Genomic DNA, 25,672 nt, shown 5'->3' with positions numbered 1-25,672 from the left:
TATGAAACTCGCAGGACAAACCGCCATCATCACCGGCGGTGGCCGGGATATCGGCGCCGCCGTCGCCAGGAAACTCGCCGCCGAGGGCGCGAACGTGGCCATCAGCTATTTCGAAAGCTCCAAGGGCGCCGATGCCGTTGTAGCCGAGATCGAAGGCGCAGGCGGCAAAGCCATTGCCGTGCAGGCCGATCTGAACACGCAAGCGGGCGTGGACAAGCTCGTCAACGCCGCCGTCGATGCGTTCGGCGGGGTGGATATCCTCGTGAACAATGCCGGCGGCCTGATCGCCCGCAAGAAGATCGCCGAGATGGAGCTGTCCCATTGGGAGGCGGTGATGACGCTGAACCTCACCTCCACCTTCATGATGACCAAGGCGTGCCTCGCGCACATGAAAAGCGGCACGATCGTGAACCTTGCCTCACAGGCCGGGCGCGACGGCGGTGGCCCCGGAGCGGTGGCCTACGCGACCTCGAAAGGGGCGATCATGACCATGACGCGTGGTCTGGCCAAGGAGCTTGGCCCCGATATCCGTGTCAACGCGCTCTGCCCCGGCATGATCGACACCGATTTCCACAACATCCACACCCCCGACGCCGGACGCCGCGGGTTCGAAGCCAACGCGCCGCTCAAGCGTCAGGGGCATGTGGACGATGCCGCGAACCTGGTGCTGTTTCTTGCCTGCGCCGACAGTGCCTTCATCACCGGGACCAATATCGATATCAACGGCGGTATGCTGTTCTCGTAACCGGAGGTGGCCATGTCTGAATTCCCCGTTGTCTCGACCGGCGAGAACGTGACCCGTCAGGTTCTCGCCGATCATCCCGACCTCATGGTGGTGGCCTTCCGCTTTGACGCGGAAGGATCCATCGGCGCGATGCACAACCATCCGCATATCCAGTCCACCTACGTGGAAAGCGGCCGCTTCCGGTTTACGCTGGGCGACGAGGAACGCGAGGTGGGTCCGGGGGACAGTTTCGTCATCCCGTCCGAGATGATGCACGGCTGCGTGTGCCTCGAGCCGGGCACGCTCGTGGATTGCTTCACCCCGCGCCGCGACGATTTCCTGTAAGGCCCCGGAGATGCGCTTTCTCGCGATTGGCGAATGTATGGCCGAACTGGCCCCGTCCGATGCGCCCGGCGAGTATCGGTTGGGCTTTGCGGGCGATACGTTCAACACCGCGTGGTACATGGCGCGGGTCGCGCCGCAGGTCTCCGTCGCCTATCTGACGGCGGTCGGCGAAGACAGGCTGTCACAAAGCCTGACAGAGTTCATGCAGGCTTCGGGGATCGATACGCGCGCAGTGCAGACCAACGCGGATCGGACCGTCGGTCTTTACCTGATCTCTCTCGACAATGGCGAACGCAGCTTCTCCTACTGGCGCGGCCAGTCCGCTGCCCGGACATTGGCCGATGACCCGGAGAGGCTGGCGCGGGCCATGTCTGACGCCGATCTGATCTACTTTTCCGGCATCACCCTCGCCATTCTGGCCCCCGACAAACGCGCAACCCTCCTCAAGGCGCTCCGCGAGGCGCGTGCGCAGGGCAGGACCATCGCTTTCGATCCGAACCTGCGCCCCAGGCTTTGGGAATCGCCGGACGTCATGCGAAACACCATCATGCAGGGCGCCGCCGTCAGTGACATCGCCCTGCCCTCTTTCGAGGACGAGGCCAGCTGGTTCGCCGACGCCACGCCAAGGGCCACCGCCCAACGGTATCTCGACGCCGGGGTGATGACTGTCGTCGTCAAGAATGGCCCCTCGCCCGTGCTCTATGCCGAGGGCGAGCGGTTCGGAGAAGTCCCCGTGACCGCGCTCGATCGCGTCACCGACACCACCGCCGCCGGCGACAGCTTCAACGCGGGGTTCTTTGCAGGCCACGCCACCGGGCAAAGCCTTGCGGACGGGATCACCTATGCCTGCGCCCTGTCGCGCGAGGTCGTGCAGCACAGGGGCGCTCTGGTCGATGCCGACCTGCCCCCTCTTCCCAAAGGATAGGCCCATGCCGAACCCACCCGACGCCGCGACCATCGATCTGGCCCCCGACACGCTGGACCGGCTAAAACAGGCAAGCACCGCCAGTGTGGCGACGCTCCTGTTCAAACGCGGCTATCACAACGCCTATATTCAGGGCGTGCTGCCCCTGGGCCGCGACACGGGCACGATGGTCGGGCCAGCCTACACGCTGCGCCATATCCCGGCGCGTCCCGACACCGATCCGCTCGAGGCGTTCCGCGAACCGGATCATCCGCAGCGTGTCGCGGTCGAGGATTGTCCGCCGGGCGCGGTGCTCGTGATGGACTGCCGTCAGGACGCCTCAGCCGCCTCTGCCGGCACCATCCTGCTCACGCGCTGCCAGAGGCGCGGCGTGGCCGGTGTGGTCAGTGATGGGGGCATCCGCGATGCCGCCGGGGCCGCCGCGCTCGACATGCCGGTTTTCGCCGCCAAACCCTCGGCTCCGACGAACCTGACCAAGCATCATGCGGTCGATATCGGTCTGCCCATCGCCTGCGGCGGCGTTGCGGTCTATCCCGGCGATATCCTCTTGGGCGATGCCGACGGGGTCATGGTCATCCCGCGCCATTTGGCCGACGAAATCGCCGCCGAGACCACGGGCATGGAGCTTTTCGAGGCGTTCGTTCTGGAACAGGTCGAAGGTGGCGCGTCGATCCGGGGGCTCTATCCGCCGACCGAGCCCAAGACGCTGGAGGCGTTCGAGACCTGGAAGGCCAGTCGCGATGCGTGAAACCTGGCGCTGGTTCGGCGAATTCGACCCCATCGCCCTGTCAGAGGTGGGTCAGACCGGCGCCACCGGCATCGTCAGCGCCCTGCACGCCCTTCCCTACGGCGAAATCTGGCCGCAAGAGACCATCGCCGCCCGCCGCCGCGAGATCGAAGCCGCAGGGCTGTCCTGGGACGTGGTCGAGAGCCTTCCCGTTCACGAGGATATCAAACGCGGCACCGGCGATCTTGCTCCGCTCTTTGCGGCCTACCGCCAGTCTCTCGCCAACCTCGCGGCGGAAGGGATCGGGACAGTGTGCTACAACTTCATGCCGATCCTCGATTGGACGCGCACCGACCTCGCCTTTCCCGTGGCAACCGGCGGCACCTGCCTTCGGTTTTCCGCCGCGCACATGGCCGCTTTCGAGGTGCACATGCTGGGCCGTGAGGCGGCGCGGGACGAATACCATCCCGAGGCGATTGCCATCGGGGATGCGTGGTTCTCGGACAGCACCGAGGAGGACCGCACAGCGCTTTTGCACGCTGGCATGTCCGGCCTGCCCGGTGCCGTGGACCGCTATGACATCGCCGGGCTGCGGGGTGTCTTGCAGAGCTATGACGGCCTCACCCCTAACGATCTGCGCGCGAACCTGCGCCGCTTTCTGCAAGAGGTCGTCCCGACGGCGGCGGAGCTTGGTGTCAAGCTCTGCATCCACCCCGACGATCCGCCCCGCGACATCCTTGGCCTGCCCCGGATCGTATCGACAGAGGCGGATATCGAGTGGATTCTCAACGCAGTCGACGCGCCGGAAAACGGGCTGACGCTGTGCACCGGATCGCTCGGGTCGCATCCCGACAATGACGTGACGGCCATCGCCCGGCGCTTTGGTCCGCGTATCCATTTCGTCCATCTGCGCAATGTCACCAAGGACCCCGATGGCTCTTTCTCGGAAAGCGCGCATCTGGGTGGCGATGTCGACATGGTCGCCGTCATCGACGAGTTTCTGGAAACCGAAGCCAACCGCGCCGTCGACCTGCCCTTCCGCGCCGATCACGGCCACGCGCTTCTTTCGGATGCCAGCCGCCCGGTCCAGCCGGGCTACACCCTCATCGGCCGCCTGCGCGGCCTCGCAGAACTGCGTGGGGTCATTGCGGCGATGTCGTGAGGGGATCTGGCCGCACCGATGTGTCAGCCGTTCAAACCCCGTCGATCAGAATGTCCAGCGCCCGTTTCAGCGCGTCGCGATGATCGGCAAGTGACCCCACGCAATCGCGCAACTCCGAACCCGGCACCGCAGCGAGCTCCTGCGTGCGGACGATCCATGTGGTGCCGTCCACCTCGACCTGGGGCGTGAGGCCCGGGAACGCGGCGTAGCGGCCAGCGTCGCGCAGCGGTGCGACGATGCGGGTGGCGTCAATGCCGATCAGGTCGGTTTGCAGGTCCACGACCAGTTGCCCGTTGCCAAGGCGAAAAAGATCGAACTGCGCCATCCCCTGCCCCGCCTAGAAGCTGCGGAATCGCGACAGCGCCAGACCCTCGCGTTCGACTTCCTTGGCATAGGTGTCGATGGCGGCCTTGTTCTTTTCCCGCCACACGCGGTTGCGTTCCAGCTTGGCAGCGTCGGAAATCGCGGCTTCGGCGAGGCGCGACATGTTCAGCCCAAGCTCCCGCGCCGCGTTGGCCACGTCCGCGTCGAGCGTCAGGTTCACCTTGATGCGTCCCATCTTGCACCCATGGATCATGCGTATGACATGGGAAGATAGGATATGCGCGGATTTCTGGCAAGTGAGGGCCGTGGTCACGGTATTGTCCGAGTTTTTGGCAAGGTCGGTGCGACGCAGTTGCCCTGCCCCGTCTATTTGCCGAGAACTGATGCTATGGACGTCCGATCCAGACACTGAGTGGCTTCCCACAGCCTTTTGGCGCTCAAAACACCCATATCGACCGATTGTCAGACGGTTCAAAACAGACAACCCATTGTTTTTCATACGGTTTCTGGATTGTCAGCTGACAATTTTCCCGATTTCCCGCCGTGCAGCAGGGCCATCACGTCAAACCCATGCCGAGGTGCGGTCTGACTGAGGCGCCGCAGATACGCGCCCGGGTTTTTGATCTCTGCCAACCGGTCGTGGATGTAAAGCACGGTGACAATGTTGGCGACCGGGCCCATGCGCTGCCGCGCTTCGGCGTAGACAGGTTGATCGATCCCCATCATCGGGGCGAGACGGCTGGCAATCTCTTCGAGGTCTCTCCAGGACCGAACCGGATCGGGGAAGAAGCACTGAAAACCGGGGTATCGGTCAATCACCTGGCGAAGGCTGATCTCGGTTTGCTTCGGACCGGTGCGCCTGTCTTTCTCAGCAATTTCTGTCCGGCTGACAATCGCGGGTTGGTCGGGTGCTTCAGAGTCAGAGTTTAATCTTTTTTTACCCTGTATGTGCCGCTCATTCTGGATGTCGCTGGCGCTCATTTCTTCTGCGTTGATGCTGTTTTTCAAAGCGTGTTCCAGACGGCTCAGCCAGTCTCGCAGGTCCGCCTCGGAGAGTTTGCGCCGCAGCGCACGGGCGACATCTTCGCAAAGCGCCTCCGCCTCCCCTGCCCTATCCGAGACGCGCAGCTCGTGGCGCAAAGAGATGAGACGGGCGCGAAGCACCTGAAGCCTCTCGGCGCGCTCCTGTGCCTCTTGAGCTGCGTTCAGAATAGCGCGCGCCTTTTTCACCAGCGGTGCGAGGTCGATGCCGAAGGCCAGCGCGATCCCGCCTTTGATACGTTTTGCGTATCGTTTGCGGTTCGGGCTGTCGTGACGGCTGACAATCCCGGCCTTGACCAATGTCGCCAGATGCCGCCGCAGCGTGCTTTCCGGCATTCCGCCCAGCCGATCCGAGAGAGTTCGGTTTGCGGGAAAGACGATGGCGCGGTGGCCCTCGGGGATGTGGCGTTCGGGCAGGAAGGTCAGCAAGGCGCGGAGCACGCAGAGCGGTCTGTGGCTCAGGCCAAAGCGGTCGGCGGCGTCGGTCAAAGCGGACAGGATCTGCCACTTGTCGGGGCCGATGGCGGGGTTGTCAGCCGTCAGGCAAGCCTCGACCGGCCGCCCGACGGGTGTCTGGAACGCATAGCTCATCAAATTTTCACGAAAGACAACAAAATCCTGCCCCCATGCCGCGACATGGAGTTGACAGGGTTGGAGTCCGGTTGCTATCTCAAAGGTGCGAAGATTGAGAAGGGCCTTCCGGGAGACTCCTGGGGGGCTTTTCTTTTGTCGGCTTCTGCTCGTGCCTCCTTAGGTCTGGTTTTCGGTGCCTCAGTCTTCCGTCCGCTCTTTTTGCCAGCGGTCGTGAAGGTCGGAAATCAGGGTCTCGGCGTGTTCTGCGATCCAGGCATCGAAGCCGTCGCGCGCCGGGATGTTCAGCGTCACACCGCGCCGTGTGCTGCGGATGTCGGCAATCGCCGTGCCATCCCTGCCGCGCAGCGTGCGGGCCTTCGGGGTCGGCGGCGTGTCAGCCGGACGGCGCTTGTTGGCGGCGGCGGTAAAGGTCTTTTCAAACCGGTCATCCGAAGGCAGTTCGTCGAAGCCCGCGCTGCGCGACGTCTCGTAGGCACGACGACGGGCGTTCGGGTCGTCGTTGAACATCTTGACAAGCGCGGTCCAGCGGTCGCGCCCGATGCCCGGGGCCGACCCGATGCGGCGGAGAAACTCCAGCGGAAGTTCGGTGCCGATCTTGAGCAAACGGCTGACCATCGGCAGGTCGATCGAGAGCGCCGCGGCGATGGTTTGCCGGTCATAGTCGGATTGCGCGAGCTGGGTGGCAAAACTGGCCTTTTCGATAAAGCTCAGGTCCTGCCGGGCGGTGTTTTCCTGGCCCTGGGCCAGCACCAACGCGTGATCGTCCAGATTGCGCACCATCGCCTTGACCGGCATTCCGAGATCGCGCAGCGCGGCCAGACGGCGGCGGCCATAGACGATCTCGTAGCGGCCCGGCTTGTCGAGGTTGGGGCGCAAGAGCACCGGAACCTGCTGACCATAGGTTTTCAGGCTTGCCTTGAGCTGTGCCTGTGAGTCCGGGTCGATTGCCAGCCGGTCTTCGATGCCCGCGTCGTCGATCAAATGCGCCGCGATGTCCTGCACCGCGTTTTCCTGGAGCTTGGTCAGCGAGCTTTGCAGCGCGCCCACGGCTCCGCGCGGTGCGACCGGTTCGGGTGCCCGCCGTTTCGGTGAGGTGTTCGGTTCAGTGGTTAAAATGCCTTTACGTGCCATCAGCGCCCCCATGCGTTTTGCATCAGCAACTCGATTTCATCGTTCACAAGGTTTAGTGAATCCACCGCACGGTCGTAGGTGTTGCGGTGGAATTGTGACCGGTCCACCTCGTAAACGGTCTGGTGCGTCAGCCCCGCATCCGAGATCGCGGTGGATTTGAGAACGGGGGCCACCATCACCTCGTCGCCGAAGAGCTGACGCAGGAAGGCGACCACCTGTTGCTGCGGTCCGTCATTGGCCTCGTAGCGGTTGATGAGGAAGCGCAGGAAGTCGAATTCCATGCTTGCGCCTGCGTTAGAGACGACATCCAGAAGATCGGCGCTCATTTGCAGGAATTGCGACATGGACGCGATATCGAGCATGTTGGGAATGACGGTGATCAGCACGCCGGTGGAGGCACAAAGCGCCGACATGGTGAGATAGCCAAGCTGCGGCGGGCAATCGAAGATCACCACGTCATAGCGGTCCTCGACCTCTTGCAGGGCGGTGGCCATACGCGAAAAGAACGGCGGCTGGATGTTGTGGCGCAGTGCCTGCGGGGTTTCGTGTTCGAATTCCTGCAACAACAGCCCGCCGGGGGCGAGGTCGATTCCGGTGAAATAGGTCTGCTGGATGACGGCTGACAAGGGCAGGGGGTCATCGTAGCGGATGGCGTCGTAAACGGTGCCGGAGTGAAGGAAATCATACTCCGGTCTATAGCCGAACAGCGTGGTTAGAGACGCTTGCGGGTCGATATCGACACACAGAACGCGGTAGCCCTTGAGTGCCAGTCGCTGCGCGGTGTGGACCGAAGACGTGGTCTTGCCGGATCCGCCCTTGAAGTTCAGGAAGGACAGCACCTGCAACTTGTCACCGGGCCGCCGCCCGCGCATGTAGGCGCCCTTGGTCTTGGCGGTCTGCTCCAGCGCCTCGCGCACCACCTGGATATCGGCGGCGGTATAGTGGCGCCGGCCTCCGGGCGTGGTATGCACGTCCGGGATACGGTCGTCGAAATGCAGCTTTCGCAGGAAAGAGGTGGAAATCCCGAGAAGGTCCGCCACTTCACGGGCATTGAAGCGTCGCAGCTCCTTGCGGGCGTCGGGGGCGAAGACCTTGAGCATGTGGCTTTCCAGCGCATCGCTCAGGTTCTCGGCGTTCTCGCGGATACGCCGATTGATGTGGATCGCGTCCATCTCATTGCCTCTGCTCAGTAACGCTGTTTTGCGTCAGCGCTTTATTTATCGTTTCTTTTAGGCAAGCGAGGGGCCGTTTGGCAAGCTTTCTTCGCAGGGTCGCCTGCACGGGCTGCGTCCAGATGTTGATATTTTTCTGTCGGCCAACGCAAGGAAGTTTGTAACTCACTGAAAATATTGTCATTTATCTGGGAAATTCCACATTTGCGTGGCTCTGGTGCGAAATAAGTCGCTCTCAGACCCCATGACAGGTGGTGCCAGCGAGGGCACACTTGCGGTGGCTTCCGGCCGAATCGAGTTGTATCCGGGCGCAGCAGAACGAAAAAACAGTCTCTAACGCGGCGGTTAGAGACTGTTTCCGGAGTTAGCGAAGTCAATCGAGGAGATTTCGCGCCCGTTTACACGATCAGGAAATCATCCATCGCAGTTCGCTCGAAGGAAAACCCGACCAGCGAAAACGCGGTGTTGCCGAGGGCGGAAAGCTCAACGCTGTCGAAGCTCTGACCGTCGAGTTCCGCCGTGACAGAGCCGCTTGCGGCGGACGCGACCTGCGATCCGATCTCTACCCCGTCGTTGAAGAACGCGATTTCGACATTGCCAGACCCTTTCACGGTGGCAAAATCGAACATCGCCATGAGCGCATCGCCAAATGCGCCGTCTTCGATGTCGAAGATCAGGGTTTCGTCATCGTTGACCAATCCTGCCTCGCCGCGGAAGACCCTGTCGCCGAACGAGAAGACCCCGATTTCGCCCTTGTAGCTGGTCACATATTCAACGCCCCCGGCACTGGCGCCGAGTTCGATATCGACCCCGTCGAAATCGAGGCTGTTGCGGATCGTCGGCACGCGGCCGGTGTCGACCACGGCGTCCTCCACGGTCTCGGTCGCCCGAGAGCCGAAGAAGCCGAAGGTGTCGAACGTGACCGCGACGGTGATCGTGTCAGGTTCCGGGGCGTCGAAGCTCAGCAATGCGAGGAGGGGGTCGTGGTCGCTGGCGCTGCTGTCGGTGGCGGCGAATTCGGAGTTGGTGTGCACCACGTCGAACTGCGCGCCGCCGAGCAGGGCATCGGAGACGAGGATATGATCCAGCGATTGGCTGTTGCCCTGAAAGTTGAACGTGTAGCGTTCATCGGGATCAAGCGTGTTGGTCAGGTTGGTCAGACCGGCGTCTTCGAGCCCGGTGACGGGAGAGACGAATTCGAACTCGTTGAGATCGCCCAGAACGACCACATTGGCCTCTGCATTCTCTGCCAAGGCTCCTGAAACAAAGCTGCTGACCGCCGCCGATTGCGCCTGACGTTCGTCGAGCGAGCCGTTTACGGTGACGTCTTCCTGACGGTCCGCGAAGTCCTGTTCGACCCCGAAGATCGGCGCGCTGCCGCCTTTGGAGGAGAAGTGGTTGTTGACCACTGTGATCTCTTCGCCGTTGAAGTCGAAACTCGCGATAAGGGGCAGGCGCGCGCCCTCGAAGGCACCACCGGGTGCCTGGCTGCCGATGGTCTGCACCGAGCCTTCGATCAGCGTCACGCGGGTTTCGTTGTAGAGGAACCCGGTGCGGATGTTGCCGCCCGGCTGGCCGCCGCTGGTGTTGTTGCCGATGAAGGTGTTGTCGATGAAGGCATAGCCGGTGCTGTCGTTCAACACGCCGTCATCGGCAAGGTCGATCGCGTCGATCAGGGCCTCATAGGTGGCCGAGGCGGAAATCACACCATCATCGACCGAGCCGGAATTGTCCTGCACCTCTTGCAGCGCGATGATGTCGGGGCTGTTGAGGTTGGTGATGATCTGTTCGGCGATCGCATCGAAACGGCCATCGGCCACGTCGGTGTCTCCGTCAGCATCGTTTGTGTCGAGATTGAGCACGTTGTAGGTCGCGATGCTCAGATCGGTGTCGGATCCCGTCAGATCGGTCATTTCCGCCTCGAGCGCGGAGGGTTCGATCACGACAACGGTTTCGGTCGGCACGATCTCGTAATTGCCGAAGCTGTAGGACACGACGCCCATGATGTCGTCGAACGCCGCGCCGACGCTGACCGAGGCGACATCGCCCGGGCTGACGGTGGAATCCCAGTCGATCTGCACCTTCTCGGGGTTGAAATCGTCGGGTGAGATATTGAGCGTGCCGCGTTCCGACAGGCCGGTGGCCCCGGCACCGCCATCGACCGCAACGAAGACCTCGCCAAAGGCGTTGGTGCCGGAAATGGCGACGGGTTGCGGGACGGTGACGAGCATCGCTTCGAGGCTTTCGAAATAGTCGATACCGTCGGTGTCCACGTCGAAGGACGCGAAGGCGTCATCGTCGATGTTCTGGTCGGGCAGGGGCCGCCCGCCCGCGCCGAGGATCACCGCGCTTGGCAGCGCGTTGCCCGTGGACAGGACCGTGACCTCGGGCGAACCGGCAAGCTGCGTCGTGCTCAGATTGCCGCTGGATGCGCCTCCGGGATAGAATTCGGAGACTGTGCCGGTCACGTCCACCTCATCCCCGGTGCTTACGGTGGGGGTGCTGCCGGTGAAGACGAAAATGGCGTCGGAGGTGGCGATATCGCCGTCGCCGGTGGCGTCCTGCATGTAGAATCCGTTGGAATCCACCGCTGTGACGATGCCGGTCGTGGTGACACGCGGACCATTTGCGCCGGTGGTCGGATCAAGTGGCGTCGCGCTGACGAGGCCCGAGACATGGCCCGCGCCCTGAATTTCCATGATGGTGACGCGGTCGGGGGCGATCACGGGGGTGTTCGTGCTGCCCGGCGTGTCGGCGGACAGGTCGTTGAAGGGAAGGGGGGTAAAAGCCCCGGTTCCGTCCGTGTCCCGCGCGGCCCCGGCTGCGGTAAACGTGCCGTCAGGGGGGATGACCATGTCGGAATAGCTGACATCCGGGGTGGTATCGCCATCCTCGAAGGACAGGCTCGCGATCACCTCGGTCCACGGCGTCGTGTCGAGCGTGCCGTCATCGTCGGTGTCCAGATCGGCCCCAGGAAGGTCGGAGAACCCGTCGACCACTAGGAAGGTCTGCGGAGAGCCGAAGAAATCGAGGCCCAAAACACCGACATCACCCGCATCAAGGTTCGGATTCTCGCTATTGGCGATGAGCAGAAAGCCGTCTTCGTCGGCCACCGCGCCGTCGAGGCTTATGGCAAAGTCGATCTGGCCGGGTGCAAATTCGCCGGACAGCACGACCAGCGTCTTGCCGTCGAAAGACGCGCCGGGTGTCGTGAACAGTTCGACAAAATCGTCCGTGTCCGGGCCGGATTGCGAGATGCGGACTTCGTTGATGACGATATCGGGGCTGCCCGTTCCGCCGCTATCGGGGAAGGGAAAGGGCGTTGCGGCAGTGGCGTTGCTGGTCTCGCCATCCAGAGCGTTTGCGCCGCTGAAGGTCCATTCGGCGGGATCGAAGATGGGGTTTGGCCCTTCGGATGGCGTGCGGGAGGCCCAGCCGTCCATGTAATCCCAAACCTCACCCGAACCGTCGACATTGATGTCTCCGAAAACGTCGATCACCGCGCCGATCTGGAACAGCTCGATCGCGTCGTTGCCGTTGATGCTGGCGCTGGAACTTGTGTAATCGGGTGCGAAGCCGAAGAAATCGGTAAATCCCGGAATTTCGGACGCGACATAGAGGGTTGATCCAGCGGCCAGCGCGACCGCCGGGAAGGTGAATTCTTCGTTATCCGATCCGCCGCCGTTGTTCGCTGACCCGACGCCGTAGATCGACAGATCGGGAATATCAGCGAGCGCGTAAAGCTGTATCGCCTTGGGGACGCCGCCGCTCAGCGGGCCGTCGATCACTCCGGTTATCATCAAGCTCATTTTTGTCGATCCTTCCTGTTGTCATCGCGACTTGGGCCGCGCTTGTCTTGCGGGGCGTTGCGCACGCCCTGTCAGGGCGCAAATGGCCCTGCCGGACTCGGGCCGGTCCAGCCGCGATTCCACATCTTTGAGGCTATCCCTTGTTTTTCGGAGTCATCCAGAAATTGTGCGCCTGCGGAGCGACGTGGCGGTTTATCGCCGCCGTATGAGCAGAAAATCGCAGAGCGCGGGCAGGGTGCGGATTTTTAGGGCTTTTGAAGTCGCTTGGGAGCCGATCCGGGGGCTCGCTAGGCGAGCTCAAGGCCTGAATGGATCCGCTATCGGAAGGAGTGGTCCGGGTGGGACCGCGTTACGCGGTCCCGTCGTCCGGGAAAGGCGCGTCGAGGCCGCAATCTGCGGCAAGCGCGTTGAGATCGCGGCGCAGGGCGGCTTTCAGCGTCAGCCCGTCCTTGCGGCGGGCCTCTGCGGCGGCGGTCTTGCCGTCACCGGGCAGGCGCACCGGGTCGTGACCGGGCAGGGGAGGGGAGGCGCGCATCTCGGAGAAGACGCGGGCGGCCTCTTCAGCGAACCCAGCACCGATGCCGAAAGCGGCGGGGTCGATCGCCACGACGAACTGGCCCGTATTGGTGGGCGAGGTGGTGTCCTTGGTGAAATCCACCACGTCAGAGCCAAACGCCGCGCCGTTCATCACGCCAGCCATCAGCCCGATGGCGACGGACAGGCCGAAGCCCTTGGGCCCGCCGATGGGCAGGAGGAAGCCTTCGGACTTCTTCGCGGGATCGGTCAGGGGTTTGCCGTCGCGCCCGACCATCCAGCCCTCGGGCATCGGTTCGCCCTGTTGCAGGAGCGTCTTGATCTTGCCCATCGCCGCCACCGTGGTGGCCATGTCGAACACGAAGGGATCGGGCCCCGCCGCGGGGGCGGAGAAAGCGATGGGGTTGGTGCCAAGCAGCAGGTCGGTGCCGCCATAGGGGGGCACGTGGTTGGCGCTGCCGACGGCGGCGGCCATGCCCAGAAGCCCGGCTTCGGCCTGTGGGCGCACGTAGAGCGCCAGTGGGCCCGCATGGTTGCCGTTTCGTACGCCGACCCAGCCGATCCCGGCCTCGCGCGCCTTGTCGATCGCCAGATCGCGGGCGGCGGCCATTGCGAGATGCCCAAGCCCATTATCACCGTCGATCAGGCCTGTGGCGACGGTCTGCTGCGCGATGGAGATATTCGGGGTCGGGTTGCACCCGCCGCCGTCCAGCCGCGCGAGGTATTGGCGCAGGCGGAACACGCCGTGGGTGCCGTAGCCGTAGATGTCCGACTCGACCATGAAGCCCGCGACCTTGGCCGCGTCGGTGTCCGGCACCCCGCGCGCCATGAGCGCGCGGGAGACGAAGTCGCGCAAGTCCGCGACCGCGATCGCAGAGCCGTCAGCCATCGTAGGATCCCACGGTTTCCTTTTGCCAGAAGACGACACGGCGCTGCGTCCACTGCACGATGAGGTAGAGCACGAGACCCACCACGCTGAGATAGAGGATCAGCGAGAACACACGTGGTGTGTTGAGCTGTGACGCTGCAACGCGGATCAGCTCGCCAAAGCCCTTGCCGCCACCGAGGAATTCGCCGGTGATCGCACCCGCCATGACGCCGACCGCGCCGATCTTGAGACCGGTGAAAATCTGGGGCAGGCCGGTGGGCAGCTTCATCTTGATGAGCGTCTGCATCCGGCTTGCGCCCATGGTCTTGAACAGCATCCGCGCGTTCTCATCGGCGGCGTGCAGGCCGGCAGCCGTGCCCACGACGATGGGGAAGGTCGCGATGAATGCGGCGAGGGCCACTTTGGATTCGATGCCGAACCCCAGCCACGCCACGAATAGCGGCGCGAACGCCACCTTTGGCATGGTGTCGATGGCGACGAGGTAGGGCATGACCGCCTTTTCCCCGAACGCGGTTTCCCCGACGAGCACGCCGAGCGAGAACCCGATGGCGATGGCGAGGGCGAAGCCGTAGATCACCTCTTGAATCGTGATCCAGAGCGAGACGAGCATGTAGCCGCCCGTGGCCAGGTTCTGACCGACGAAGATCATGTCCTTGAGGGTTTCCATCGGTGTCGGCAGGATGATCGGCGAGACGAGCCCGAAGCTTGTCACCAGTTGCCAGGTGCCGATGAACACCACGAAAACAAAGGTCATGGCGATCCAGCGCGGCACCGAGTCAATGAAGGCGATTTCCTGTTCCCACACGGTGTCCTGGATCGTCTCGGCGTCGGTGGGCGCGTTTGTCTGATACTCGGTCACATGTCCTCTCCCTTGTCCAGCATGCCCCGAATGTGGTCGACGATTTCGCCGAATTTCGGCGTCGTCATCATCTCGAGTGTCCGTGGGCGCGGAAGATCGACGCTCACGACCTCGGCGATGCGGCCGGGGCGCGGTTTCATCACGACGATGTCGTCCGACAGGATCACGGCTTCCTGAATGGAGTGGGTGACGAGGAAGGCCGTTGCATCCTGTTCGCGGCAGATCCGCTGAAGCTCCATGTTCATCATGTCGCGCGATAGTTCATCGAGCGCGCTGAACGGTTCGTCCAGCAGCAGGACCGCCGGTTCGGTGATGAGCATCCGGCAGATCGACGCGCGTTGCGCCATGCCGCCCGAAAGCTCGTTCGGGTAGACGTTTTCAAAGCCCTTGAGGCCGACGATCTCGAGCAGTTCGTGGGCCTTGTCCATCGCCTTCTTGGCGGCGGCCTTTCCATCGCGGATTTCGATGGGCAGCACGATGTTTTCCACGGCGGTCTTCCACGGGAAGAGCGTCGCCTGCTGGAACATCATGCCGATGTCCCGACGGGGGCCCTTGACGGGCTGGTTCTGAAGGATCACCCGGCCCTTGGTGGGCGGGATGAGTCCGGCCATGATCTTGAGCAGCGTCGACTTCCCGCAGCCGCTGGACCCGATGACCGAGGTAAAGCTGCCCTTGCGCAGGGTGAGGCTGACATTTTCAAGCGCGACCACACGGTTGCGCGCATAGGTCTTGCTGACCTGTGTCAACTCGTAGACCGGCGCGCCAAGAGGCGCGCCGGAATAGTCGTGTGCGACGGCTGTGTTCATCCGCCTGCCGCCTCCGCGCCGATGGCGGCGAATTCGTTGGTCCAGACAGCGCTCAGATCCTCGAGCGGTGCCTCGATCTCTCCGCCTGCGACCAGCGCATCTTCCCATTCCTGCCAGACCTCGGCCGGATACCAGCCCAGATGCGGGGCGTCGTCGGACGGAATGGTCTTGGAACGGACCGCATCGAAGAGCGCGGACTGGAACTCCTTGTCTTCACCTTCCTGCGGGTTGCCGTCTGCAAGATGCTGAAGCACTGCTTCCCGGTTGGCGTCGTCCAAAGCAAAAGCGTGACCCTTGGCGAAGGCGCGGCTCCAGGCTTCGACCAGCTCGCGGTCATTGGCGATGGTGTCGGCCATCGTCGCGATGCCGTTGCCGAAGAAGCGGCCGAACTCGGCCGGGGTGATGTCGCGCACGGCCATGCCGCGTTGGTTCAGGATGGCGGTGTCCGCTGTAGATGCGGAGTAGGCGTCGATTTCGCCGTTCAGGAACGCCGCCGTTGCCGGGCCGCCGTCACCAACGGTGAGGAATTGGTAATCCTCGCCTTCGGTCATGCCCGCGCCGGACATCACGTTGCGGGCAAAGCCCACTTCCGCGCCGTCGGCTGTGCCTGTGCCGATCACCTTGCCGCGCAGGTCTTCGACGCTCTGGATGTCGCTGTCCTGCTGCACCGCGATGCCGAAGTTGCTGCGTGCTGCAACGTTGTAGATGTGGACCGCATCGACGCCGCGCGTCTTGGCCGCGATCATCGGACCGGGGCCGGGACGGCCGAAATGCGCCTGGCCTGCGGACAGCGCTTGCAGCACCGCGCCCGAGCCGTTGATCGCCTCGACGGTGACGTTCAGGCCCTCTTCCTCGAAGAAGCCCTCGCCGATGGCGACGAAGACCGGGAACGAGTTGATGGCCGACGGGCTTGGCTGCACGAAGGTGATGTCGCGCAGGTCTTGCGCCAGTACCGATGTGCCCATCAGGCCCGTCGCCGGGACGGCGGCGAGCAATGAGGCGGTGAATGTTCTTCTGTTGATCATGATGGTTCTCCTCCCAATCGTGTCTGACCCTTTTGGCCGCTTTCCGCAGCGGCGGGGCCTTTATACGGCGCGTACAGTGTTGCTGAGCGTGCCGATTCCGGAAACTTTACATATCACAGTGTCGCCGTCCTTGAGGAACTGCGGCGGATCCATCGCATAGCCCACGCCCGACGGTGTGCCGGTGGCGATCATGTCGCCGGGTTCGAGCGTCAGCCCCTCGGACAGGGATGCGATGAGCGTCGGAATGTCGAAGATCATGTCCTTCGTGTTCCCGTCCTGACGCTGTTCGCCATTGACCGTGAGGCCGATGGACAGGGCGTGCGGGTCGTCGATTTCGTCGGCGGTCACGATGACCGGACCGATGGGGCAGGAGCCATCGAGCCCCTTGCCCTTGAAATACTGCCCACCGTGGCGGCGCTGGATGTCGCGTGCGGTGATGTCGTTGAGGATCGTATACCCGAAGATGTGATCCATCGCATCCGCTTTGGAAATGTTGCGGCCCGGCGTGCCGATCACCACGGTCAATTCGACCTCGTAGTCGATGGAAGTGGACACTTCGGGAAAGAGCAGGACATCGCCATCGGGTGCGACAACCGCGGTCGGCGGCTTGGTGAAGAAGACGGGATGTTCCGTCACGCCGACCTTCTGGTTTTGCGCCCGGTCGCCTTCGGCAATGTGCTCGGCATAGTTGCGGCCGACGCAAAAGACGTTCTTCAGCGGCTTTGGAATCGGCGCCATCAGCGTGGCGTTCTGCCGGATCACCTTATCCTGGTGCTGGCCGTCCTCGGCTTCGGACACGAGCTTGCGGGCGGCATCAAGCGCCGGTTTCCCGCCCTCGATCAACGCCTGCATCGAGCCTGCGGCTTCGGAAATGTTCAACATGCTGCCGTCTGACAGATACGCAACGCAGATGGGGTCTCCATCCACAGAAATGGTTGCCAATCGCACCCGGCGATCCTCCCTCGTGTTGGTGTCACGTGATTGCCGCGCGACGTGATGCGCGACTCACTGACACCTCTCCCCTTTCCATCCATGTTTCGTCGTCTTACGGTTTCGATCAATCAACCAATCATCAAATTGGGCGGAATATGACCTCGAATACCGATCTGGCGCACAAGTTGCGGGAATTGATCGACACGGCGGGATACCGGCACAATGATCGGGTGCCGCCGGAGCGGGAATTGTGCAAGATGCTGGGCACGACACGGAACCAACTGCGCAAGGCCCTTGATGAGCTCGAGGCGCAGGGGCGCATCTGGCGGCACGTGGGGCGGGGCACCTTCGTTGGCTCGCGCCCGGTGCTGAATTTGCAGGACGTCACCTATCTTGGCGACCAGATCAAACCAGAGCAGGTGGTGGCCGTGCGTTTTACCATCGAACCGCAGCTGTGCCGCATGGCCGCGCTTCAGGCAACGCGTTCGGATCGCGAACAAATGCGGCTTTGCGCCCAACGCTGCCGGGAGGCCGAAGACTGGCGGTCTTACGAGGCGTGGGACAACAATCTGCACCACGCCATCGCCCGCGCGACGCGGAATCAGCTGTTTCTCTACTTCTTCGAAACGCTGAACGCGGTGCGCCGGTCGATCGTCTGGGGCCAGCCACGCATGACGCGCAAACCGCCCGAGGAATATACCAGCTTCTATGAGCACGATGTCATCGTCTCGGCCATCGGTGCCGGTGACGCCGAGCTTGCGGCGCAGGCGATGCTCACGCATCTCAAATCGGTTTATTCGCGGGTTCTGCCGAACGGCGCACCGCACGAGATGACGCGCCAAAATCCAACCAATTCGGGAAATGGTTGAACGGGTTGCAGCGTGGAAACCTTGCAAATTCCGCGGGAAGTTCGTGATTAAATGGGTGACGGCTGCGCCGGGTTGGTCGGGCCGTGAGGGATTCTGAGTGTGACGCAGAGCGCGTTTGACCCGGTCCCTTTGCAACGAAACGCTTGAGGAGGAAAGCGATGTCCGATCATGTCATTCCCGCGCCGCAGGTGCACACCATTCCAACGCAGGGCGGAGGCACATTCCCCGTCAGGCGCGTCTATTGCATCGGCCGCAACTTCGCGGCGCACGCCGTGGAAATGGGCCACGATCCCGATCGCGAGCCGCCGTTTTTCTTCCAGAAGAACCCCAACAACCTCGATGCGTCGGGCGAATTTCCCTATCCGCCGCACACGTCCGATGTGCATCACGAGGTGGAGTTGCTGGTCGGCCTGAAATCCGGCGGCACCGACATCCCGCTCGACAAGGCGCTCGATCATGTCTGGGGGTATGGCGTGTCGCTCGACATGACGCGGCGCGATTTGCAGGGCGAGATGAAGAAGATGGGCCGCCCGTGGGAGATCGGCAAAGCCTTCGAACGCTCCGGCCCGGTTGGCCCCTTGCTGCCGGTGTCCGAGGTCGGGCATCCGGATCAGGGACGCATCGCGCTGAACGTGAACGGGGAGCTGCGTCAGGAGGGCGACCTGAACCAGATGATCTGGAAGGTTCCGGAAATGATTTCCTACCTGTCGGAGTATTTCGAACTGGCCGCAGGCGACGTCATCATGGCCGGCACACCGTCGGGCGTGAACGCGGTGGTCAAGGGCGACGTGATGGAAGCGACCATCGAGGGCGTTGGATCGCTGACCGTCAAGGTCGTGTAAGGTCGCAAGACATCGGAAGCCGGGGCAGTGCAGCGCGCAGTGCTCCGGCTTTTTTGTTTGGTGTCTGAGTAATCCTGGATCGGGTTTGGCCCGCTCCGGGTAGACGCGTCCGTGGCGTACGGAAAATATCGATTATTATTGACGTATCGTCTTTATATCTAGAAAAAGGAAATGAATGAGCCTGTTGATGCAGTTGACCGGGCATTCGCTTTGCGACTTGCATTGACCGCGCTACTTTCGCCTCACGGCGGGGGTTTTGTGCTAATCCGGGAACGTGTCGACCATGAACATCGTCAATCTGGACGTCGAGACAGAAGAGGGTTCCGCCACCCATCGCGCCTATGTCTCTTTGCGCAACATGATCGTGACGGGCGAATTGAAGCCGGGCGAAAAGCTCAAGATCGACGGGCTGCGCAAACGTCTTGATACCGGGGCATCGCCCATCCGCGAGGCGCTGAGCCTTCTGACATCAGACAACCTTGTTGAACGCATCGACCAGCGCGGGTTCCGCACCGCCGAGGTGAGCAAGGCGAATTTCGACGAGATCCTGATGTTGCGCTGCAACCTCGAAGACCTGGCTTTGCGCGAGAGCATCGCCAACGCCACCGAGGCCTGGGAAGAGGGGATCGTTCTGGCGCATCACAGGATGCACCGCGCACGCGAGACGGATGCAGCCACGTTCGAGGCACATCACAAGGCGTTTCACATGGCGTTGCTCGCCGGTGCGAAGTCGCCGATCCTGCTGAAATTCTGTTCGCAGCTTTACGATCTGAACATCCGCTACAGGTTTCTGGCCGGGAACGCGTTGAACTACCAACGCCGGGATGTGAGCGACGAGCATACCCGCATCCTGAACGCGGCCATCGCGCGCAATGCGGAAGAGGCCAGCACCGACTTGTTGAACCACTACCGGACGACCGGTGCGTTCCTGTCCGGTCTCATGGGCGACGGCGTGTTGTCCTGAACCGGGCGGTTACGGCGATTATTGCTTAACGAGCGTCAGGTCGAATTCGACCCTGAGGTAGGGGTCATCGACCTTGCCGGAAAGCTCGAACCCCTGATCCGGGAAACTGCCTGCGGGCATGTGTTCATAGGACATGACAAGGTCCTTGCGCACGCCGAAGACCGTATCCTGATCGAGATAGGGATCATCGGCGGCGAACACTTCTGTCACCAACGGTTTGAAGCCGTCGGCTTCCACGATGAAATGCAGGTGTGACGGACGCCACGGGTGGCGGCCGCAGGCCCGCAGGATGTCGCCAACCGGACCATCGGAGGGCACGGTGTATTCCACCGGGCGCACCGAGGTGAACCGGTAGCGGCCATCATCGCCGACGGTTTGGATGCCGTGGAAGGAGTAGGTGTCCTGATCGGGATCCTGGCTGGAATAAAGCCCGTTCGGGGCGGTCTGCCAGATGTCGAGCGTCGCACCCGGGATGGGCTTGCCGTCGGTGTCGCGGATCATGCCTTCGACCAGCAGCACCGTGTCGTCGAAATCCTTGCGCAGATCGCCACCCAGCGGCAGCGGCGGAGAGCCGGTGATGTGAAACGGCCCCAGCACCGAGGATGACGTGCCCTCTGGGTTGGAATGCAGCATATCGACCAGTGACGACAGGCCCAGCACATCCGAAAGCAGTACGAATTCGTGCCGCTCCTTGTCCGAGATCTCACCGGCGGCTTCGAGGAACGCGATGCCTTTGTTCCATTCCTCGTGCGTCAGGTTCACCTCGCGGGCAAAGTCGTGCAGGTGGCGGACGAGGCTGCTCAGAACCTCGCGCAGGCGCGGGTCCATGTCGGGGCCCATATAGCCCATGAAGACGTCGGTGATGTTGTCCTTGGTGACGTCGCGCATGAGATCACTCCTTAGATGAGGGCAAGGCTGAGGATCGGAAATTCGATCAGGATGAAGAGGACGATCAGCATCACGAAGGCGAAGGGCAGGGCGCCCATGAACACGTCCTTGAGTGAGATGCGGTCATCGTCGATGGTCGATTTGATGACGAAACACGATATGCCCAGCGGGGGCGTCAGCAGTCCGATTTCCGCGCCGACCACGGTGATGATCCCGAACCAGATCAGCGACATATCCAGCGCCTCGGCCAGCGGCAGGAACAGCGGAACAACAATCAGGATGATCGACGCGGTATCTAGAAGCGTGCCGAGAAAGAGCATCAGCAGCACGTAAAGCAGCATGACCGTCCAGAATGATGCCGAACTGCCCGCAAGCAGGTCTTCGAGCTGGTTCGGCAACCCGGCAAGTCCCAGCATCCGGCTGTAGATCGACGCGGCGGTGATCAGGAAGAGGATCGCTGCGGTGATGTGACCGGTTTCGAGCAGCGCGTGCCAGAACGCCTTGGGCGTCATGGACTTGCGGAAGAACGCGATGATCAGCGCAACAAGCGCCCCGGCGGCGCCAGCCTCGACCGCGGTGAGCCAGCCTGTGTAGATGCCGCCCAGAACCACGGTGATCAGGAACAGGGTCGGCAACGTCTTGGACGCAATCTCGCGGCCTGTCATCCACTCGGTGTCTTCGACCACCCGTCCGCCGACGAAGCCCGGCGTGAAGCGGCCCATGAACCAGATCGCGGCGACATAGGCGATGGCCAGCAGGATGCCCGGGATGACACCGGCCAGGAACATGTCGCCGACCGATTGTTCGGCCACGAAGGAATAGATGATGAGCATCGCCGACGGCGGAATGATCATGCCCAGCACCGACGATCCGGCCACGACCCCGACCGCGAAGCGCGGGTTGTAGTCCTGCGCCATCATCTGCGGCACCGACACCTTGGTAAAGACCGAGGCCGACGCGATGGATGATCCGGTCACGGCCGCGAACACCGCGTTTGCGCCCACGGTCGCCATGCCGATCCCGCCTTTGACCTTGCGGAAGCGCATGGTCATGACCTCGTAGATATCGCGACCCAGCCCGGCTTTGGAGACGATCAGTCCCATGAAGGTGAATAGCGGGATGGTGGCGAAGCTGTACTCCATCGCGCTGTCGCCGACCGCCACTTTGAGCAGGTTCAGCGCCAGCGTGAAGTTGTCCCGCATCAGCCAGATCGACACGAAAGACACCATGCCAAGCGCGACGGGGATGTAGACGCCCGAATAGATCAGGAAGACGATGGCGACGACCGAGATGAGGCCGATCTCGATAGGGGTCATTGCGAGGACTCGTCATGTTCGGGCGTGCGCACCAGCTCCGAGCGGTCTTTGCCCGCGATCACCTTGAGCACGAAGATCAGGCAGGACAGCGCCGTGCCCAATGTGATGACGAGCTTCACCGGCCACCAGGGCAGGGTGAACAGGCCCGGCACGCCAAAGTAATCCTGCGTGTCCCACATGTGCAGAAACTCGGGGAAGGTGATGTAGGCGATCAAACCCATGAAGATGGCCGAGATCGCGTTGATGATCCGCCGCATGTTCGCGGCGATCCGGGGGCGTCTTTTGTGTACCACGTTCAGAAAACCGTCGGACCGGGTCAGCCGGTCCACCCGGACCACGTCGGCCAGTTGCAGGAACACGATCAATACGACGGAAAACTGCACCATCTCATACGTGCCCTTGATCGGGGCCGAGAACACCCCGCGGGCGATCACGTCGACGTTCAGGATGACGACCAACGCCAGCACCACGAGGGTGCCCAGGGCGTTGGACGCGATGGCAAGGGTATTGGCGACCCGAGATACGCCAGCAACGGCAGACTTCAGCATGGGTGTGACCTCTTTCGGATCGCCGCTTGGCTTTATTCGGCTGTCCAGTCACGAACGCCGTCAAAGCCGGCTTCGGACAGCTTGCCCAGATAGGCCGCCAGCATCTCGGTGCCGGGTTCACCGCTGTTGTTCAGCGTTTCGGCCCATTCCTGCGCGATGTTCGGCATACCGTTGGCCCAGGCCGCGCGGTCTTCGTCCGAGAGTTCGACAATCGTGCCGCCTTGCTCGACATAGGTGTTGCGCGACGTTTGGGCGAGATCCATGGCGATGCCGGCCACGTGGTCGCGGTAGTCGATGGCGACGGCTTGCAGCACCTCTTTGACCTCATCCGGGAGGTTCTCCCAGTAATCGGCGTTCACGGTCACGGTCTTGGTGTTCACCGCGCCCAGATCGGCTTCGAGCATGTAGGGCGCCACTTCGGCGATCTTGAATGTCGAGGCCGCTTCGGGCCACAGCATCGCGCAATCCACGAGGCCGGTCTGCACCATGTTGTAAAAATCGGTGAGACCCCCGCGCACGCCCGCGGCGCCTTCGATGCCTTCGAGGTAGCGCAGGTTCACGCCCGCACCGGCGATCTTCTTGCCTTCGAGGTCCGCGACCGAGGACACTTCGGACGAACAGAACACCTGATAGGTGTCGAGCACGACGCCGGTGGCCAGATAGACCTGGTTCTGCGCGTTGAACTCGTTGTTCATGGCCGGAAATTCGCGGGCGATTTCGTCAACGGCCTTGGCCACGGCGCGCGCATCGGAGGACACGAACGGTGTCGATCCGGCGATCCCCTGGCTGGGCAGCTTGGACGAATGGAAGATCGTGGTGACGATGCCGATATCGCCGAGACCGAGCTGGATGCCTTCCAGCACGCCGCGCGGCTTCACGATGGAACCGCCGTAGTTTTCCTGCCATTCGATCTCGTAATTGCCGGTCTCGGACAGGCGGCGATTGACTTCGGGGATGAAGAAGTTGGTGAACTCCTCAACCCAGAGCGCGCGGGCCGGATAGCCGTCGATCACGACCGCCGAGATTTTTTCCTGTGCCACGGCGGGCAGCGCCATCACGGTCGCCAGTGCCGCGCCCATCAGGCTGCGTTTCGTCGTATGTTTCATGTATTTCCTCCCAGAAAGTTGGGCTTTTCGCCCGGATCGTATTTGTTCAGTCAGGCATCATCCCGTTTCGGATGAGCGTGGTCGTACCGCCCTCCCCGGCGTTGTCTTGCTTCAGATCACCTTGCACACGTCATCGAATTCGAAACGCGGAAGTTTCTGGAACAACGCGGTTTCGTCCGCGTAGCCGATGTTACACAGAAAATTCGATTTCCATCCGTTGTCCGCAAAGAACTCCTCGTCCACGATCTTGTTGGAGAACCCCGACATCGCCCCCACATCGAGCCCCATCGCGCGGGCGGCGATCATGAAATACGCGCCTTGCAGCGTGGAATTGCGGAACGCGGTGTCGTGGGCATACTCTTTCTTGCCTTCGAACAGCGGTTTGCGGTCCTCGTGCGGGAAGAGGAAATCCAGCCGCTGCCAATAAAGCGGATCCCATGCGATGATCGCGGTCACGGGGGCCGCGCGCATCTTGTCGATGTTCTTGGCCTTGAGCGATTTCGCCAAACGATCCTTGGCCGCGTCGCTGCGCACGAAGACGAAGCGGGCGGGGCAGGTGTTCATGCTGGTCGGCCCCTGAATCGTGATCTCGAAAAGGGTGTGCAGCATCTCGTCGCTGACCGGTTTGTCGGTCCAGGCGTAGTGCGAACGGGCGTCGCGCAGAATCACGTCGATGGAGGCGTCATCCAGTTGCGGCTTGCGCGCGCGCAGATCGCGCACCGCCTGTTGGGCGCGCCGGCGCAGGTCAGTCATATTGTCCTGTCCGTCCGCCATCATTCGGCCGCCGTTCTGCTGGCCACGGTGTCTTCGTCGATTACCGGGCTGGCGCAAATGCCGATGCCTTCGATCTCGATCTCGATGGTCTCGCCGGGGCGCAGCCAGCGCGGGTCAGGCTTCTTGGCGTGGCCGACACCCGGGGGCGTACCGAGCGCGATGTGATCGCCCGGATGCAACGTCGTGTATTCCGAGATAATCGCGATGGAGCGCGCCGCGCCCCAGATCATGTTCGACGTATTGGACGATTGCAGGATCTCGTTGCCGACGCGGCTTTCGATCTTCAGCCCGCTGGCGCCCTCGGGCAGTTCTTCCGGTGTAACGACGATCGGTCCCACGGCGCCGGTGTCATCGAAGTTCTTGCCGGGCGTCCACTGGTGCGTCTTTCGCTGGTAGTCGCGGACAGAGCCATCATTGAACACGGTATAGCCGAAAACGTGATCGAGCGCCCTGTCTTCGGGGATGTGACGTCCGCCCTTGCCGATGATCAGCAAAAGCTCGGCCTCGTAATCGAGCTTTTCGGAACAGGACGGACGCACCATCGGTGCCCCGGCGGGCATCAGCGAATTGTGGCCGCGCATGAAAAGCGCGGGATAATCGGGGATGTCGTATCCGCCTTCCTTGATATGCTCGACATAGTTCAGGCCAAGGCAGATGAACTTGCCCGGAGTCGTGATCGGCAGCGCCGGCGTGATGTCGGCTACGGACAGGGTGTCGCCCGCGCCTAGCGCGGCTTTCGCCTGCGCCACAAGGTCAGGAGATGCAGCGAGCGCGGACAGATCACACCCGATCCCGGCCACGGCGGAGGTGAGATTGGTGGCCCGATCGCCCTCAATGGCGAAGACACTCTGCACGTCACCGACGGTGCCAACGAGAAAACGCATATCAAACTCCTTGTTGATCGACTCAATTTTTGACGATAAACAAGCATCAAGTCAAATAAAATCGATATTTTTGAAAATCACCGGAGAACCACATGCCCAGCTGGACTGAATACGCCGCCGAGGCCCGCGCGCGGGGGGCGTTGGCCCACGAGCTTTACATGGTTCTTTCGACGCCTGGCGGTGATCCGGCCAAGGTCAAGGAAACGCTGCCCGCGCATCTGGCCTATCAGGCCGAGCTTGAAGCGCGGGGGGCTTTGTTCCTTGCCGGGCCGGTTTCGGACGAGACGGGGGAGTTGATGAAGGGCATCGGTCTCATTATCTACCGTGCGGCTTCGATCGACGACGCCCGCGCCTTGGCCGAAGCCGATCCGATGCACGCCAACGGAGCGCGCAGTTTCGTGCTGCGCCGCTGGCTGATCAACGAAGGGTCGCTGACCTTTTCCGTGGCGCTTTCGGCGCAAAATGTGAGGTTCGACTGACA

26 protein-coding genes are annotated in these 25,672 nt (G+C 62.4%); 9 read left to right on the top strand and 17 right to left on the bottom strand.

Annotated elements, in window-relative coordinates:
- Position 1 precedes the first annotated feature (1 nt).
- The 5 genes from Q1B16_RS18675 to uxuA are packed head-to-tail and all read left to right on the top strand — an operon-like array spanning position 2 to position 3,883.
- Entirely contained in the window at positions 2-745 is a 744-nt protein-coding gene (locus tag Q1B16_RS18675; RefSeq protein ID WP_299792545.1) for a glucose 1-dehydrogenase, read from the top strand.
- A 12-nt stretch (positions 746-757) separates the two neighbouring features.
- Positions 758-1,069 (top strand): cupin domain-containing protein, encoded by a 312-nt coding sequence (locus tag Q1B16_RS18670; protein ID WP_299792542.1) that lies wholly within the window; start codon positions 758-760, stop codon positions 1,067-1,069.
- A 10-nt stretch (positions 1,070-1,079) separates the two neighbouring features.
- Positions 1,080-1,994: a sugar kinase gene (locus tag Q1B16_RS18665; RefSeq protein ID WP_299792540.1), complete on the top strand. Its 915-nt coding sequence runs from the start codon at positions 1,080-1,082 to the stop codon at positions 1,992-1,994.
- Positions 1,995-1,998: 4 nt separating this feature from the next.
- On the top strand, positions 1,999-2,742 hold the full coding sequence (locus Q1B16_RS18660; RefSeq protein WP_299792537.1) for a ribonuclease activity regulator RraA: 744 nt from the start codon (positions 1,999-2,001) through the stop codon (positions 2,740-2,742).
- Positions 2,735-3,883 carry a mannonate dehydratase gene (gene uxuA, locus Q1B16_RS18655; protein ID WP_299792534.1) on the top strand — a complete coding sequence of 383 codons (1,149 nt, stop codon included), beginning with the start codon at positions 2,735-2,737 and terminating at the stop codon, positions 3,881-3,883. The genes Q1B16_RS18660 and uxuA overlap by 8 nt, the downstream gene beginning before the upstream one ends.
- 31 nt (positions 3,884-3,914) lie before the next feature.
- On the opposite strand, the gene Q1B16_RS18650 is transcribed toward uxuA, so the two are convergent.
- From Q1B16_RS18650 to Q1B16_RS18600, 11 genes are all read right to left on the bottom strand, one after another.
- Complete coding sequence (locus Q1B16_RS18650) at positions 3,915-4,208, bottom strand: CcdB family protein (protein ID WP_299792530.1); 294 nt, start codon at positions 4,206-4,208, stop codon at positions 3,915-3,917.
- A 12-nt stretch (positions 4,209-4,220) separates the two neighbouring features.
- The gene (locus Q1B16_RS18645) at positions 4,221-4,442 is read right to left on the bottom strand and encodes a type II toxin-antitoxin system CcdA family antitoxin (RefSeq protein ID WP_299792527.1); all 222 of its coding nucleotides are present in this window, start codon (positions 4,440-4,442) and stop codon (positions 4,221-4,223) included.
- A 260-nt stretch (positions 4,443-4,702) separates the two neighbouring features.
- Positions 4,703-5,839 (bottom strand): plasmid replication protein RepC, encoded by a 1,137-nt coding sequence (repC, locus tag Q1B16_RS18640; protein WP_299792524.1) that lies wholly within the window; start codon positions 5,837-5,839, stop codon positions 4,703-4,705.
- A 180-nt stretch (positions 5,840-6,019) separates the two neighbouring features.
- Positions 6,020-6,973 (bottom strand): plasmid partitioning protein RepB, encoded by a 954-nt coding sequence (gene repB / locus Q1B16_RS18635; RefSeq protein WP_299792521.1) that lies wholly within the window; start codon positions 6,971-6,973, stop codon positions 6,020-6,022.
- Complete coding sequence (repA, locus tag Q1B16_RS18630; protein ID WP_299792518.1) at positions 6,973-8,145, bottom strand: plasmid partitioning protein RepA; 1,173 nt, start codon at positions 8,143-8,145, stop codon at positions 6,973-6,975. Before repA ends, repB begins: the two co-directional genes overlap by 1 nt.
- Before the next feature lie 398 nt (positions 8,146-8,543).
- Positions 8,544-11,954 carry an endonuclease/exonuclease/phosphatase family protein gene (locus tag Q1B16_RS18625; protein ID WP_299792515.1) on the bottom strand — a complete coding sequence of 1,137 codons (3,411 nt, stop codon included), beginning with the start codon at positions 11,952-11,954 and terminating at the stop codon, positions 8,544-8,546.
- A 349-nt stretch (positions 11,955-12,303) separates the two neighbouring features.
- Positions 12,304-13,377 carry an Ldh family oxidoreductase gene (locus Q1B16_RS18620; protein WP_299792512.1) on the bottom strand — a complete coding sequence of 358 codons (1,074 nt, stop codon included), beginning with the start codon at positions 13,375-13,377 and terminating at the stop codon, positions 12,304-12,306.
- Complete coding sequence (locus Q1B16_RS18615) at positions 13,370-14,236, bottom strand: ABC transporter permease (protein WP_299792509.1); 867 nt, start codon at positions 14,234-14,236, stop codon at positions 13,370-13,372. The genes Q1B16_RS18620 and Q1B16_RS18615 overlap by 8 nt, the downstream gene beginning before the upstream one ends.
- Complete coding sequence (locus tag Q1B16_RS18610) at positions 14,233-15,042, bottom strand: ABC transporter ATP-binding protein (protein WP_299792506.1); 810 nt, start codon at positions 15,040-15,042, stop codon at positions 14,233-14,235. The genes Q1B16_RS18615 and Q1B16_RS18610 overlap by 4 nt, the downstream gene beginning before the upstream one ends.
- Positions 15,039-16,067 carry an ABC transporter substrate-binding protein gene (locus tag Q1B16_RS18605; RefSeq protein ID WP_299792503.1) on the bottom strand — a complete coding sequence of 343 codons (1,029 nt, stop codon included), beginning with the start codon at positions 16,065-16,067 and terminating at the stop codon, positions 15,039-15,041. The genes Q1B16_RS18610 and Q1B16_RS18605 overlap by 4 nt, the downstream gene beginning before the upstream one ends.
- Positions 16,068-16,127: 60 nt before the next feature.
- On the bottom strand, positions 16,128-16,949 hold the full coding sequence (locus tag Q1B16_RS18600) for a fumarylacetoacetate hydrolase family protein (RefSeq protein ID WP_299792500.1): 822 nt from the start codon (positions 16,947-16,949) through the stop codon (positions 16,128-16,130).
- 206 nt (positions 16,950-17,155) lie between these two features.
- Here Q1B16_RS18600 and Q1B16_RS18595 point away from each other — a divergent pair, with 206 nt between their 5' ends.
- The 3 genes from Q1B16_RS18595 to Q1B16_RS18585 all read left to right on the top strand — a co-directional run bounded on the left by Q1B16_RS18595 (position 17,156) and on the right by Q1B16_RS18585 (position 19,675).
- Entirely contained in the window at positions 17,156-17,869 is a 714-nt protein-coding gene (locus Q1B16_RS18595; protein WP_299792497.1) for an FCD domain-containing protein, read from the top strand.
- Between the two features lie 158 nt (positions 17,870-18,027).
- Positions 18,028-18,711, top strand: coding sequence for a fumarylacetoacetate hydrolase family protein (locus Q1B16_RS18590; protein ID WP_299792494.1), 684 nt, complete (start codon positions 18,028-18,030; stop codon positions 18,709-18,711).
- A gap of 283 nt (positions 18,712-18,994) precedes the next feature.
- On the top strand, positions 18,995-19,675 hold the full coding sequence (locus tag Q1B16_RS18585) for a GntR family transcriptional regulator (protein WP_299792491.1): 681 nt from the start codon (positions 18,995-18,997) through the stop codon (positions 19,673-19,675).
- Positions 19,676-19,693: 18 nt separating this feature from the next.
- Here the strand turns inward: Q1B16_RS18585 and Q1B16_RS18580 are convergent, their stop codons facing one another.
- The 6 genes from Q1B16_RS18580 to Q1B16_RS18555 all read right to left on the bottom strand — a co-directional run bounded on the left by Q1B16_RS18580 (position 19,694) and on the right by Q1B16_RS18555 (position 25,191).
- A complete protein-coding gene (locus Q1B16_RS18580; RefSeq protein WP_299792488.1) occupies positions 19,694-20,563 on the bottom strand; it encodes a dioxygenase in 870 nt (289 codons plus the stop codon).
- 11 nt (positions 20,564-20,574) lie between these two features.
- Positions 20,575-21,879 (bottom strand): TRAP transporter large permease subunit, encoded by a 1,305-nt coding sequence (locus tag Q1B16_RS18575; protein ID WP_299792485.1) that lies wholly within the window; start codon positions 21,877-21,879, stop codon positions 20,575-20,577.
- The gene (locus Q1B16_RS18570) at positions 21,876-22,427 is read right to left on the bottom strand and encodes a TRAP transporter small permease (protein WP_299792482.1); all 552 of its coding nucleotides are present in this window, start codon (positions 22,425-22,427) and stop codon (positions 21,876-21,878) included. Before Q1B16_RS18570 ends, Q1B16_RS18575 begins: the two co-directional genes overlap by 4 nt.
- Before the next feature lie 32 nt (positions 22,428-22,459).
- Positions 22,460-23,533 carry a C4-dicarboxylate TRAP transporter substrate-binding protein gene (locus Q1B16_RS18565; protein ID WP_299792479.1) on the bottom strand — a complete coding sequence of 358 codons (1,074 nt, stop codon included), beginning with the start codon at positions 23,531-23,533 and terminating at the stop codon, positions 22,460-22,462.
- Positions 23,534-23,644: 111 nt separating this feature from the next.
- Positions 23,645-24,286: a malonic semialdehyde reductase gene (locus Q1B16_RS18560; RefSeq protein WP_299792475.1), complete on the bottom strand. Its 642-nt coding sequence runs from the start codon at positions 24,284-24,286 to the stop codon at positions 23,645-23,647.
- Positions 24,287-24,306: 20 nt separating this feature from the next.
- On the bottom strand, positions 24,307-25,191 hold the full coding sequence (locus Q1B16_RS18555) for a fumarylacetoacetate hydrolase family protein (protein WP_299792472.1): 885 nt from the start codon (positions 25,189-25,191) through the stop codon (positions 24,307-24,309).
- A gap of 92 nt (positions 25,192-25,283) precedes the next feature.
- On the opposite strand from Q1B16_RS18555, the gene Q1B16_RS18550 reads away from it, so the two are divergent.
- The gene (locus tag Q1B16_RS18550; protein ID WP_299792469.1) at positions 25,284-25,670 is read left to right on the top strand and encodes a YciI family protein; all 387 of its coding nucleotides are present in this window, start codon (positions 25,284-25,286) and stop codon (positions 25,668-25,670) included.
- Positions 25,671-25,672: the final 2 nt, after the last annotated feature.

It is taken from the genome of uncultured Marivita sp., assembly GCF_947488135.1.
Lineage (GTDB): Bacteria > Pseudomonadota > Alphaproteobacteria > Rhodobacterales > Rhodobacteraceae > Marivita.
The sequence above is the reverse complement of the archived record's forward strand: the minus strand, read 5'-3'. Positions and strand labels throughout refer to the sequence as shown.